The sequence below is a fragment of the Erythrobacter sp. F6033 genome, from assembly GCF_023016005.1.
Lineage (GTDB): Bacteria > Pseudomonadota > Alphaproteobacteria > Sphingomonadales > Sphingomonadaceae > Erythrobacter.
This window is the reverse complement of the sequence record NZ_JALKAZ010000001.1, coordinates 613195-626367: the sequence shown is the minus strand read 5'-3', so window position 1 is coordinate 626367 and position 13173 is coordinate 613195. Positions and strand designations below refer to the sequence as shown.

General features: G+C 57.2%; 9 protein-coding genes. 7 read left to right on the top strand and 2 right to left on the bottom strand.

The features are described from left to right. Positions 1-477, bottom strand: a complete 477-nt coding sequence (locus MWU39_RS02990; protein ID WP_247158492.1) for a lasso peptide biosynthesis B2 protein — start codon at positions 475-477, stop codon at positions 1-3. Between the two features lie 125 nt (positions 478-602). On the opposite strand from MWU39_RS02990, the gene MWU39_RS02985 reads away from it, so the two are divergent. From MWU39_RS02985 to MWU39_RS02965, 5 genes are all read left to right on the top strand, one after another. Further along, the gene (locus MWU39_RS02985; protein ID WP_247158491.1) at positions 603-1481 is read left to right on the top strand and encodes a LysR family transcriptional regulator; all 879 of its coding nucleotides are present in this window, start codon (positions 603-605) and stop codon (positions 1479-1481) included. A 191-nt stretch (positions 1482-1672) separates the two neighbouring features. Next, positions 1673-4810, top strand: a complete 3138-nt coding sequence (locus MWU39_RS02980; RefSeq protein WP_247158490.1) for a TonB-dependent receptor — start codon at positions 1673-1675, stop codon at positions 4808-4810. A gap of 67 nt (positions 4811-4877) precedes the next feature. Continuing rightward, positions 4878-6125, top strand: coding sequence for a M14 family metallopeptidase (locus tag MWU39_RS02975; protein ID WP_247158489.1), 1248 nt, complete (start codon positions 4878-4880; stop codon positions 6123-6125). Continuing rightward, on the top strand, positions 6122-7699 hold the full coding sequence (locus MWU39_RS02970) for an amidohydrolase family protein (RefSeq protein ID WP_247158488.1): 1578 nt from the start codon (positions 6122-6124) through the stop codon (positions 7697-7699). Before MWU39_RS02975 ends, MWU39_RS02970 begins: the two co-directional genes overlap by 4 nt. Continuing rightward, complete coding sequence (locus MWU39_RS02965; RefSeq protein WP_247158487.1) at positions 7693-8931, top strand: dicarboxylate/amino acid:cation symporter; 1239 nt, start codon at positions 7693-7695, stop codon at positions 8929-8931. The genes MWU39_RS02970 and MWU39_RS02965 overlap by 7 nt, the downstream gene beginning before the upstream one ends. Here the strand turns inward: MWU39_RS02965 and MWU39_RS02960 are convergent. Then, positions 8928-10139 carry an FAD-dependent oxidoreductase gene (locus tag MWU39_RS02960; protein ID WP_281501061.1) on the bottom strand — a complete coding sequence of 404 codons (1212 nt, stop codon included), beginning with the start codon at positions 10137-10139 and terminating at the stop codon, positions 8928-8930. The genes MWU39_RS02965 and MWU39_RS02960 overlap by 4 nt on opposite strands. Before the next feature lie 115 nt (positions 10140-10254). Here MWU39_RS02960 and MWU39_RS02955 point away from each other — a divergent pair, with 115 nt between their 5' ends. Then, positions 10255-11652: a lyase family protein gene (locus MWU39_RS02955; protein ID WP_247158485.1), complete on the top strand. Its 1398-nt coding sequence runs from the start codon at positions 10255-10257 to the stop codon at positions 11650-11652. Further along, complete coding sequence (locus MWU39_RS02950) at positions 11649-13172, top strand: DASS family sodium-coupled anion symporter (protein WP_348646391.1); 1524 nt, start codon at positions 11649-11651, stop codon at positions 13170-13172. Before MWU39_RS02955 ends, MWU39_RS02950 begins: the two co-directional genes overlap by 4 nt. Position 13173 lies beyond the last annotated feature (1 nt).

Below are 13173 nucleotides of genomic sequence, written 5' to 3'. Positions count from 1 at the left end.
CTAGGCATCGTGCGAAACGAAGCATCCGACCGGGGTGTATTGGACGAAGCCGTTGCCCCCCGTGACATAAACAGGTCCGGACACAACCCACGCATGGGCAGCTAGCTCCTGCGCACCTGTTTCAGTCGCCTTGTTCCGCAATCCAAAGAAAAGCGCATAAGGAATTCCGTGTACCCCCAAAATGATCCGAGCGGTTATCGCTCTGGGAAAGCAGTTGGCATTCCAAGGCGCGTAATTCGCGGCCACTTTTATGGCTGTTCCGATCGCGCTCGCACTGGCTTCCTGTTTGGACGTCGCAAGCGGACTTCGCAGAACAGCTCCGTCGATCACACCTAATCGTCGCGAATAGCTGCGAAATGGAGTGGTCAGGATAACAAGGCGGCTAAGCCCAAGCAGAACCCAAGCCGGGATCAACCACAGATAGAAGAGTGGTTTTTGACTGGTAGCAGTCTTCCACTTTTGTTTGAGCCGAACCATGATGCGAGCTTTCCTAGTCGCAGAGCGACGGGCCTGCAAACACCCATGATTGATGAGCCCCGTTGCAATGTCCGCATTCGATCGAGGCGGTTTCAGAAGCCCGCCAAGCTGTGTAGACTGAACCGATGCGAATTCGTCACATCGAAGTATTCTACCATGTCTACCGCGAAGGTTCGATCAGCGCCGCAGCGCGCAATCTCTTCGTTTCACAACCCTCGGTCAGCAAAGTTCTTCGCCATGCGGAAGACCAGCTGGGCTTCCCGTTGTTTGATCGGCGCAAGGGCAGGCTTTACCCAACCGATGCCGCGACCGAGCTCTTCCGCGAAGTCAGCGAGATATACGAGCGTGTTTCGGCGCTCGACAGGACAGCAGACAACATCCGCAGTCGCAAAGGCGGCCATCTTCGGATAGGAGTGCTGCCTTCGCTCGGCTTCGCGATTGCCCCGCCCATGGTGGCGGCGATGCGAGCAGATGATCCCGATGCCAGCTTTGACCTGAGCACCCTGCACAGCGAAGAGATCACACCGGCTTTGCTCGAAAAGCGTTTCGACCTCTGCATTGGTTTTGACGACAAATTCGATGACCGGATCCGCTGTCAGGCGATCAACGCTGTCGACCTCGCTCTGCTAGCAAGACCCGGCATGTTTGAGAGCGCATCAGGTGTGCTGACCGCAGACGCGCTAGACGGGAAGGAAATGATCGGCCTCCGTGACAGCGGCCCAGTGGCGGATCGAATAGAGACCTTTCTTCAGAATGCCGGGGTCGAACCCCTTGTCGCGATTTCGGCACAGACATATTATGTCGCCGCCGAACTGGTTGCGCTTGGCGCCGGCTTCGCGATTGTCGATGGTTTCACCGCGAAACGTTTCGTCAGTGATGACGTCCAGTCATTTGCGCTCGCCGGGTCCCCGACCCTGCCATTTGTCGCCATGACACTCGCCGATGAAAGCGAAAGTGCGCTGGTTACGTCGGGAATTCACAGCCTGCGCCATCTGTTCGGTTAACCGCTCAAAGAACCGGGTCACCCACCGGTCGATTGCGGCTGGTCATAACGTAAGGCTATAGCCCTTATGGCATATGATTTTGGAATGCTGTTGCGTGATAAGGCGGATTGACGTCTAATCATGACACAAAATGGAGGGCGCGTAATTCGTTTGAGGAGGCGGATTGCGCAAAACAATAGGGGAAGACATTCATGAAAACCGGACCGCGCATTATCTCATTCGCAGGTGCATCTGTTCTGGCTCTCGCCAGCGCTAACGCGCACGCTCAGGCAACCGACACTGCGACGGATCAACAGCCACAGCCAGTCGATGTTTCCACGCAAGGCAACGTAGATCAGCCGGAAATCGTCGTAACGGGAACACAGATCCGCGGCGCCCAAGTGGATGATGTTTTGCCGGTAACGGTCGTTGGCGAAGACCTGATCGACTCTATTGACCCTTCGTCAGGTGACGAAATTTTCCGCGCGATCCCTCAGGCTGGCTCAGTTGAATTCAACGAGCAAAGCACAGCAGGCGGCGTGAACGGCGCGCGTGGCGATATCGCCTCAATCAACCTTCGCGGGCTCGGAACAGGCAATACGCTGCTGCTTATCAATGGCCGCCGGATGCTGCTTAACCCGGGTTTCCAGACAGAATTGTTTGTCCCGGTCGTATCGCCTGACACCAACACAATTGCACCGGGCAGTGTGCGCCGCGTCGAAGTGCTGCGTGATGGTGCATCTGCGGTTTATGGTGCCGATGCTGTGGCGGGCGTGGTCAACACGATCCTGCGCGGCAACCGCGATGGCGGATTCCTGCAGGCTAACTACCGCGCCTCTGACGGCACTGGTCTCTTCAGTTTCCGGGTCAATGGCGGGGTCGGTTTCGATTTTGCCGATGATCGCGGAAACCTGACCCTCTATGGCGGCTATTTCTACGAAAATGGCCTGCGCGCTACAGACCGCCCTTACTCCGCGTCGAGCGATCTGCGCCCATTCTTGGTAGGAACCGATTTCGAAGGGGATACGCAGTTCGATAACCGATCGATCAATAGCCCTTGGGGTGCGTTCGACATTCAAGGCTCCAGCGCCACATCATCCAACACGACCGCCCTGCGCGATGATGATTTCCATCTTCAACCTTGCGTTCTTTTCGGGCCAGCAGGCGCTGCGGACAGCGACGGCCGGGTGATCGATCTGGGCAACGGTATTTGCGCCGACAATGGCGGCACAATCGACCGCGTGCTGCGCCATGATCTTGGCGCGAACCGGTTTCTCTACTCCGAGAAGAAGCGTTACAATGCGCAGGCCCTTTTCAACTATGAGCTGAGCGATGCAGCCGAGTTCTATTTCGAGGGTTCTTATTACCGCTCAGAAAACTTCCGCGAGCGTGAACAGAGCACAATGCTCAGCGCGGTTCCGCTCGGCATTGAAGCGACCGCATTCTACAACCCGCTTGGCGCAACATTGCTGCCGGATGGTTCGCCAAACCCCAACCGTGTCGATAACGGCATTGGTTCAGGCGTAACCGATGATGGCCGGGCGCTTCTGATTGAGGATTATCGCTGGGTTGATGCAGGCCCGCGGCTTGGCTCTGTGACCAAAGACGAATTCCGTCTGGTCGCCGGTTTGCGCGGCGAGTTTGGCGGCTGGGATTACGATACCGGCTTCCTGTATGCGCAGGCGAACACGACCGACCTTACCCGCAACCGTATCTCTGGCACGCTGGCACAGGACGCGATCAACCGAACTGATGCGAGCGCATACAATCCGTTCAATGGCGGCTGTTTCACCGATCAATTCGGCATCAACATCGCCGATTGTACGCCCAACCCACAAAGCGTGATCGATGCGATCACGATTGATGTGTTCCGCAAAGGCGAAACAACACTGGCGCTGGCCGATTTCAAGGTTTCGCGTCCCGACCTGTTTGAACTGCCTGCTGGCGGTGTCGGCATCGCGGCCGGCGTGGAATTCCGCCGCGAAACGTTCATGGATGACCGTGACCCTCGCCTTGATGGAACGATCACTTTCACCAATGCAGTGAACGGCGACACCTTCGGCAGCGACGTGGTCGGCTCCAGCCCGTCACCAGACACCAGTGGCAATCGCGAAGTTTATTCGGCCTTTGCTGAAGCACTCGTTCCGCTGATTTCGCCTGACATGGGTGTTCCACTGTTCGATACGCTGGAACTGCAACTGGCCGCGCGTTTCGAAGAGTTCTCCGACTCTTCCAGCGCTTTTGTGCCGCGTGCTGCGGTTGCTTGGCGCCCGATTGGCGACGTTCTATTCCGCGGTGCATGGTCGCAAGGCTTCCGCGCGCCGAACCTGATCCAGATCAACGACGCCGGAACGACGCGTTCCAACTCGGTTATTCAGGTGGTGGAATGCGTTGCCGAAATCATCGCCGGTATTGAAGACGATGTTCCCGATTGCGGTACTCAGGGTACGATCGATTTCCGGTCCGGTGCAGCCAACCTTGAGCCGGAGAACACAGAAAGCATCAACTTTGGCGCTGTCCTCACACCGAGCTTCATTCCCGGCCTGACACTCACAGCCGATTACTGGCGCGTTGAGCAAGAAGGTATCATCGGGATCTTCGGCAACCAGAATGCTCTGCTGCTTGACCTTGTTCTCCGCTCGCAAGGCAGCTTTAATCCGAACGTCGTGCGGGATGATCCGGATGCAGGCCAGATCGCCCTTTACGCTGGCACAGGTCTCAATCCGGCTGGTGATGTTCAGCAAATTTTGAACCCGTATCGCAACCTCGATCAGCGCACCTCAGAGGGTCTCGATTTCAGTGTAATGTACGAATTCGGCACCAGCTTTGGTGATTTCGATTTTCAGGTGAATGCTGCAAGGCTGCTGGGCTTTGAACAGCTCGCCGGCCCCGATGCAGAGCCGCTCTTCACGGATCTTACACCGCTACTCCAATCATTCCCTGAATTGTCAGTCGGTGATGTTGCGGCTCTTCAACCGTTTGGCTTTGGCGAATTGCTTGAGATCGATGGGCGTCCGAAATGGCGTTTCTCCGGTTCGGCGGCATGGGAAAGCGGACCAGTCCGCGTAAACTTCTTCGGCCGTTATGTCGGCGGAGTGTTTGACCCGGGTGCCCAGCAAGATGACACAGCGGCGCTGTTCCCGGTCGAAGACTGGTTCACGCTCAATTTCGGTATCAGCTATTCGATCGATGATACGAACACCGGGCTGGACGGGACACGGCTTCGTTTTGGCGTGAACAATATCTTTGATGAAGACCCACCGCTCGCTGATGAGAGCTTCGGTTATTACGGCAGCTTGCACAGTGGGCGCGGTCGTCAATTCTCGTTCGATATTCGCAAGAACTTCTAGTCCAGGATCGGGCCGCAGCGCGGCGCTGCGGCCCGTCACCTTCAGAAACGCAAGGGGAGCTTGGCCGATGCGCCTGCAAGCGATGATTATCGGGCTGTTAGTGTCAGCGGTGTTGGCATCTACACCCGCACACGCTGCGAGCGAGCCAGCAACCAAAATGACACTGCCTGCCGCGCCACCGGAGTGCGACACCAAAGCAGCGAGGATCGACAAAGACTTCCCCACAGGAGCGTATCAATCCTGCACCGTCGCAGACAAAAAGCACTTCAAACTCATCATCGCACCCGAAGATGAAGGCGATATCAATTGCAGCGCATGGTACGCATTTCGTGTTCATGCGGAGCGCAAGACGCGGATTAAGATTGATCTCGATTACACCACTTGCGGGCATCGTTATTGGCCAAAGACCAGCACGGACGGTGTAAACTGGGATTTCATGGACCCCAAATTTGTGAAGGTCGAAGGCGAACGCGGAGAGCGCACTGCCCGATTGACGTTGAAGGTTGGGAAAGAGCCACTGTTCGTGGCGGCGCAAGAGGTTTTCCCTCCATCGGTCTACGATGCCTGGCTGGGCGAACGGGAGCAGGCATCATTTGCCGCAGTTAGCGTTCTTGGCCGGTCAGCGCATGGCCGGGCTATCAAACTTCTCCGCATCGCGGAGCCCGAAACCAAGCACCGCGAAACTGTGGTGCTGGTCGGCCGGCAACACCCGCCCGAAGTAACCGGGGCCCTTGCCATGTTGCCATTCGTTGAAACGATCATGGGTGATAGCGATCTAGCCAAAGCCTACCGCGCGCGATTTGAAACGTTGACCGTTCCGCTGCTCAATCCCGACGGTGTGGTTTACGGACATTGGCGGCATAATACGGGCGGGGTCGACTTAAACCGCGATTGGGGGCCATTCACCCAGCCGGAAACCACATTGATGGACGGACTTCTCAAAGCAATTGAGGCCGATCCTGACCGCGACATGCGTGTCCTGATCGATTTCCATTCGACCAATCGCGATGTGTTCTACACTATCCCCGATGAACTTCCGACAGATCCGGAACTCTTCACCAAGAAGTGGCTGGAACTCTACCAAGAACGCATGCCCGATTACGAGGTGAACCGCGATGCCCGCCACACCGAAGGCAGACCGATATCGAAAGCACATGCGTTTGATGTTTACGGCGCGCCCGGCATCACGTTCGAAATTGGTGACGACACGGACCGCCAATTGATAAAGCGGATTGGCCGGGAGTCTGCGATCGCGATGATGCGAACACTGCTGGAAACACCTCCGCCGGCCAATTTAGCTTCTGCCCAGCGATGAAGCTCCGGATTGGCGCACTCGTATTGTTCGCCAGCCTTGCCGGGTGCGAAACAATGCCGGACATTCAAAAGGCCGATACGATCATTTCAGGCGGGATGGTGTTTGACGGCTCAGGCGAAGCGGGCACTGTCAACCATATCGCCATCCGCGATGGCGCGATCCTTTACATAGGGCCGGATGCTGGCTCGCGATATTCTGCGACCAACATTGTAGATGCCAGCGGCCTGATCATCGCGCCCGGATTTATCGATCCGCACACCCATGCCGGGTCCGATCTCGCGTCAGACAGTGCGGAACGGCGCGCCAACCTGCCATTCGCCTTTCAAGGTGTGACAACCGTCGTCGTCGGCAATGACGGCGGTGGAAAACCCGATATCGCCGATCTAGCAAGCGCAGCTAGGGCCAATGGTATCGGGACAAATAGCGCGTACTTGGTCGGTTTCGGCCCTGTTCGCGAAGCTGTTCTGGGCACAGAAAACCGGGCGCCCTCGCCCGACGAACTCGCGAAGATGGAAGACCTCACTCGCGCCGCAATGTGCGAAGGCGCATGGGGATTTTCTGCAGGCCTGTACTATGTCCCGCAGAGCTATTCGCAGACCGATGAAGTCATCGCACTTGCCAAAATCGCAGGCGAAGCAGGAGGCTATTATGATACCCACATACGGGATGAGAGCACGTATAATGTGACCGTTACCGGAGCGCTTGCCGAGGCACTCGAAATCGGACGCCGCGCAGATCTGCCAGTACACATTGCCCATATCAAAGCGCTTGGCCCTGCCGTCTGGGGGCACAGCGCAAAGATGATCGCTATGATCGAGGAAGCGCAGGCCGCAGGCCAACGTGTAACCGCCGATCAATATCCCTGGGAGGCATCGGGCACACGCATTTCCAACGCCCTCGTCCCACGCGGTGCGTTGGAAGGCGGCTTGCCTGCTCTTCGGCAAAGATTGAATGATCCAGAACAGCTCAAGGCGATCCGCGCTGGCATGATGGATGCGGTTGAGCGTCGCGGCGGTTCGGATCGGTTGCTTATCACTGGCCAGCTTGCCGGTTCGAATGCACCAGTGGGCAAAACACTCGAAGAACTGGGCGCCTCAATGCAATTGGCGCCCGTTGATGCGGCCATTGAAGTGCTGCGCGAAGGGGATGCCCGGCTCGCATCGTTCAATATGAACCCTGACGACATTGCTGCTTTTGCCAAGCAGGATTGGGTCGTCACAGGGTCGGACGGATCGAATGGCCACCCCAGAAAGTATGGCAGTTTTCCAAAGGCCTATCGCGATCTCGTCAAAGGTGATGCCCGAATGGATCTTGCGCGCTTTATCCGCCGGTCTAGCGGTAAGACAGCCGACATTATTGGCCTGAAACAGCGGGGATATCTGAAGGTAGGCTACCATGCCGACGTGCTGGTTTTTGACCCAGCCTCATTTGCCCCCAATGCCGATTACTCTGCGCCCAGAGAGCTCTCCTCGGGTGTGCAGCACCTTTACGTGAATGGTGTTCCTGTCATTACAGACGGAACGTATACGGGCGCGCTCCCCGGCCAACCTCTGCTTAAGGAAACACAATGTTAAAGGCCTGGTTCGGGATCAAGTTATGGCAGCGCGTCCTCGGCGCGCTGGTCCTTGGCGTTATCGCGGGCCTTTATCTGGGCGAGTCCGCCGAAAGCATTCGCTGGATCGGTGATCTGTTCATCCGCGCAATCAGGATGCTGATTGTCCCGCTGATATTCTTTTCTCTGGTTTCCGGAATTGCTGCTCTGGGAGACCTTAAAAAACTGGGCAGCGTCGGCGGCAAAGCTCTGGGGCTTTTCCTGTTCACTGCTCTCGCTTCGATCACGCTTGGCCTCACGATGGGCACGATTTTCGAACCCGGTGTCGGTTTGGACATAGCGCTTGATCCGGGCATCGAAATTCAACCACCGCCCGAATTGAGCTGGACGCAGCGGCTGCTCGAACTGATCCCGGAAAACCCCGTGATGACAATGGCCGAAGGGCAAATCCTGCCGCTCATCATCTTCGCGCTACTCTTTGGAATATCGCTGCTGATGGCAGGTGAAGAAGCGGCTCCGATTGTGAAGGTTGTCGATGCAGGTGCCGCAGTTATGCAGCAGATGACGATGATCGTCATGGAACTGACCCCGTTCGGCGTGTTCGCTTTGATGGCTTGGGTCACTGGCACATTTGGTTTCGAGGCATTGGCGCCGCTCGCGACGATGGTTGCCCTGAACTACGCGGGGTGCTTCATCATCATTCTGCTGGTCTATCCGCTTATCCTGCGAACCATTGCCAAGCTGCCTGTGATAGATTTCTACCGCGGGATTTTCGACGCGCAGGCTGTCGCCTTCTCAACCGCATCATCGAACGCAGCACTGCCCGTTACCCTGCGCTGTGTTCAGCGCAATCTCGGCGTCTCGCGGTCTGTATCAAGCTTCGTCGTCGCTCTAGGCGCGACCATAAATATGAACGGCACGGCGATGTATCTCGGCCTTGTCGCAGTGTTCGGTGCGCAGCTGTTTGGTATCGAATTGACGCTGGCGTCCTATCTGCTGATCGCTCTTACGGCGACGCTGGGATCGGTCGGGGCTGCGGGCATTCCGGGATCGGGCCTGATCATGATGGGGCTTGTGCTCAGCGCAATCGGTGTGCCGCTTGAAACCATCGCTTTTGTCGCGGGGATCAATCACATCATGGACATGATGCGCACCATGACGAACGTCACAGGTGACGCGACAGTCGCTGTGGCGGTCGGAAGGATGGCAGGCGAGATTGATGTCGAGGAATACGAATCCGCCGACGATATCTAGGGTTTAGCCTCGACAAGATTGGCCAGGCGTTCGCCCGATCCCATCGCAAGCGTCCAACCCAGTGCCCCATGACCGGTATTGATCGCGATGGTATTGCTCGCCTTGCGGATAATCGGCTGTGAATTGGGCGTGACGGGGCGAAGCCCGGTCCAGAAATTGTCTGCCCGGCTGTAATCTCCCCCATTGGGCAGACACTCGCGTGCGGCGTTCACAAGCCAGCCGATCCGCGCTGGATCGATCTCGCGTGATGCGCTGCCCAACTCGGCTATGCCCGCAACGCGCATACGGTCACCCAGATTGGTAAAAACCAACCGGCGCTTTCCATCGGTAACCGAAATGCGCGGCGATCCTTCCGTAATGGGCATCTCAAAGGAATAGCCCTTCATTGGCTGCAAAGTGATTTTGGAACCTGTAGGCTGGAGCAAACGGCGGCTCTCATTTGCAGCTGCAACCACCACGAGATCTGCGGTCAGGACCTCTCCGCCAACCAGAGAAATTAGCGCGCTAACCCCTTCATCCTTTATGCTTGCAACAGCGGTGTCGAAGCGCGTCTCTGCTGCAAACTGCGTGGTCAGAATTTCAAGCAGTCCCCGGCTGAACAGCAAAGGGTCACCAACCATTTCCGAAGGGGTCGAGATCGCTCCGATTGCATCCCGATCCAACGCCGATAAGGCGGGATCAAGCTGCGGTAACTCTTGACGTTCCAGAATATGTTGTTCGGCACCAGCCGCCGATTTGAGCCGTGCCATAGATCGGGCGTGGTCTAAATCTTTGTCCGAAAAGAGCAGGTGGATTTTCCCTGCAGCACGGTGCGCGAAGTCCAAATCGTATGCCTCGCAAAGCGCATCCATTGCACGCCGCGACTGGGCTGCCAGGTCAAACACCGCCATTGTGTTTCGGCGGTGTTTCGACGCCGTACAATTGGCAGCGAACTTGGCCAGCCAACACGCATAATCGGGCCTCGCGGACAAACGGAAAGAGACGCCGCCGCGCCCTCTCAACAGGCTTGGCAAGGATGCGGTCACCTGCGGGCTGCCCAGCGCATCGGTGTAACAATAGCTCAGTTGCGCGCCGTTGGAATGGCTGGTTTCCATGGCCGGACCACTTGCGCGGTCGACCAACGTCACATGCCAACCACGCCTGGCAAGCGCATAGGCCGAACACACGCCTATCACCCCTGCCCCGACTATGATCGCCCTTTGCCCCAATTCACCGCCTCTGCAACTTTACGGTGTCGAGTGTGAGGGGAGAAGAGAGTCCGTGCCATGAGCGATTGACGGGGCTGCCATAAATGCGGTCTATGGGCAGGTGGAGGGGCACCGATTGACCAGCAAAGCCGTATTGCAGATGACCGCGCTTGCGGTTGGATTGATCGCCGCACCTGTCAGCGCCGCCGATTGCCGTGTTGCTCCGGTCCAGGCGCTGTTCGAATACGAAGCGCAAACCCAGACCATTCTGGATGTTGAGGCCGCAATGGCGCGCGCTCAAGCACGTCACGGTGTGATCCCTACTGAAGCGGCTGAGGACATAACGAGAAAAGCGCGCGCCGAACTTGTTCGGCAGGCCGAATTTGATGCAGCCTATGGCGTGGTGCGTCACCGTATGGTCGCGCTTCTTCAGGTCTGGCGCGAAGGCCTTGACGATGCCGGCGATCAATATGTGCATTTCGGCGCAACGACGGTCGATATTTACGGCACGGCGACAATTTTGCAGATTGACCAAGCAATTGCGCAAATGGACGCATGTCTAGCCGATACAATCGCAACGATGGCTACGCTGGCAAACGACCATAAGAGCACGCCAATGATCGGACGCACGCTCGGTCAACACGCTCAACCGATCACCTTTGGCAAAAAAGTGAGCGCTTGGATCGGCGAGTATTCCCGTCACCGTGACCGGCTAAACGAACTTCGCAAGCGAGTGCGCAAATCCGCCGCTCTCAAAGGACCGGTTGGCAACTATTCGGGACTTGGAGACAAGGCGATTGCTGTCGAACGCAGTTTCGCGGCCGAGCTCGGTCTTGACGAGCCGTATCTTTCAGATTGGAACGGAACGCGCGATGTGATCGCTGAATACGGATTGATACTTGGCTTGATTGCCCGCTCACACCAGCGCATCGGGCAAGAGCTGTTTCTGCTACAAGGAACCGATATCGGCGAAGTTCGGGAGGCGCAAAGCACCGGCGTAGTCGGGTCCAGCTCCATGCCGCATAAGCGCAATCCAAGAGCGCCCGAGCGGCTGATCCATGCAGGCAGAACCGTTCCTCGATTGGCAGAAGTTCTGAGCGATGACGTCGTCAATTTTTTCGAGCGGGACAACACATCAAGGCTTTCTCCGGTTATCGAGGAAATCTCTGTCACATCGGTTGATGCCGTTCGCAGGCTGAACAATCTTCTCGGCGGCCTTGAAGTTGATGCCGTTCAAATGCGCACGAATATTGATCGCACGCGCGGGTTCGCGATGTCGCAGAGCATTGCGTTTGCCTTGGCCGAACATATGCCGCGCGAAGAGGCCGAAGCGATTACAAAAGCGGTGGTTGCCAATGCGCTGGCGGCTGACACAGGTTTCCTTGAGGCTTTGCTCAAAGAGCCTCAGGTCACTCAGCATTTCGATCGCGACGCGCTTCTCAAACTGCTCGACCCAGCTATCATTGGCGCACCCGCAATCGAGCAAGTGGAGCGCATCGTGAGTGACGCACAAGGCGAAGGGGCCGACCAATAGCAGACGAACCGAACCTTCGATCAGCAAAGGCAATATGGGCATTTCGGATTGCGGGGCTCGCAGCAGCCGCGCTCGTCTACGCGTTGCTTGCACCGGCTGACTTATCTGGCGACGCCCGCATTGTCGCGGCGATTGCTACTCTGATGGCTGTTTGGTGGATGACGGAGGCCGTGCCACTTGCGGCGACATCCCTGTTACCGATCATTACGATACCAGCACTGACCGAGCGCAGCGTAGGTGAGACAACGGCATCCTATGCAAGTCCCATTGTGTTTCTGTTCCTTGGTGGATTCCTGATTGCGATCGCGATGGAAAAATGGGGTTTGCACCGCAGGATTGCGCTTTCGACGCTGAACAAAGTCGGCATATCTCCGCGCCGTATCGTTTTAGGCATGATGCTTGCGACAGGCTTTCTGTCGATGTGGGTGTCCAACACCGCAACGACACTTATGATGCTTCCTATCGGCTTTTCCGTCCTTGCTTTGGTCTCGGGCCGCAGCATGACAGAAGGTGCACCGGAGGATAGCGCCACTATTGATCCCCAAGTCGCAAATTTCAGCGTCTGCCTCGTACTCGCAATCGCATGGTCGGCGAGCATGGGCGGGCTAGGCACCTTGCTCGGCAGCCCTCCCAACGCCATTATCGCGGGCTATGCCAGTGACGAGCTGGGCATAGACATTGGTTTTGTCGATTGGATGATGCTGGGTGTCCCACTGGCATTGACCTTCATCGCCATCGGCTGGGTTCTGATGACCCGCGTCTTCTACCGCTTCGAACTGGATGAGATTCCAGGCGGCGAAGATTTGATTGCGGGTGAAATCGCTAAGCTCGGCTCGATGTCTCAGGGTGAGAAAATGGTGGCCCTGGTGTTTTGCGGGGCGGCGTTTCTCTGGATCGTCCCCGGCCTCCTTTCCGAAGTTTCAGCAGTATCAGCTGCGGCTCCGTGGCTCGGCGGATTGAACGACGCGGCAATTGCTATTGCCGCTGGCCTCGTACTCTTCATGTTGCCGGGCAAAGGCTCCAACCGGATGGTACTCGACTGGCAAGATGCGGAACGCGGCCTGCCATGGGGCGTGTTGTTGCTGTTTGGCGGGGGATTAAGCCTCGCAGGCGCGGTCGCAGGGACAGGTCTGGATGATTGGTTTGGTCAACAGGTTTCGGGACTTGCCGCCCTGCCCACCATCCTCATCATCGCCAGTGTTGTTGCGATCGTGCTGTTCCTGACCGAAGTGACGAGCAACACCGCAACTGCTGCAACATTCATTCCGGTCTTGGGAGGAGTTGCCATCGGCGTCGGGATGGACCCAATGGGGCTGCTGGTACCAGCCGCGCTCGCAGCGACCTGCGCGTTTATGTTGCCGGTGGGCACACCGCCAAACGCGATCGCATTCAGCACCGGCGTAGTAACAATCCCGCAAATGGCGCGCGGAGGGTTTGTCTTGAACCTCATCGGGATCGCGCTCGTCACCGCCTTCGTTTATTGGCTCGGCGGTTGGGCCATGGGTCTCAATCTCAGCTAAG

What these genes read in the sequence shown, in the direction of transcription:
- MWU39_RS02970 (WP_247158488.1), top strand. Translation starts at nt 6,122, where the DNA reads ATGAAGCTCCGGATTGGCGCACTCGTATTGTTCGCCAGCCTTGCCGGG.
- MWU39_RS02990 (WP_247158492.1), bottom strand. Translation starts at nt 477, where the DNA reads ATGGTTCGGCTCAAACAAAAGTGGAAGACTGCTACCAGTCAAAAACCA.
- MWU39_RS02980 (WP_247158490.1), top strand. Translation starts at nt 1,673, where the DNA reads ATGAAAACCGGACCGCGCATTATCTCATTCGCAGGTGCATCTGTTCTG.
- MWU39_RS02985 (WP_247158491.1), top strand. Translation starts at nt 603, where the DNA reads ATGCGAATTCGTCACATCGAAGTATTCTACCATGTCTACCGCGAAGGT.
- MWU39_RS02975 (WP_247158489.1), top strand. Translation starts at nt 4,878, where the DNA reads ATGCGCCTGCAAGCGATGATTATCGGGCTGTTAGTGTCAGCGGTGTTG.
- MWU39_RS02965 (WP_247158487.1), top strand. Translation starts at nt 7,693, where the DNA reads ATGTTAAAGGCCTGGTTCGGGATCAAGTTATGGCAGCGCGTCCTCGGC.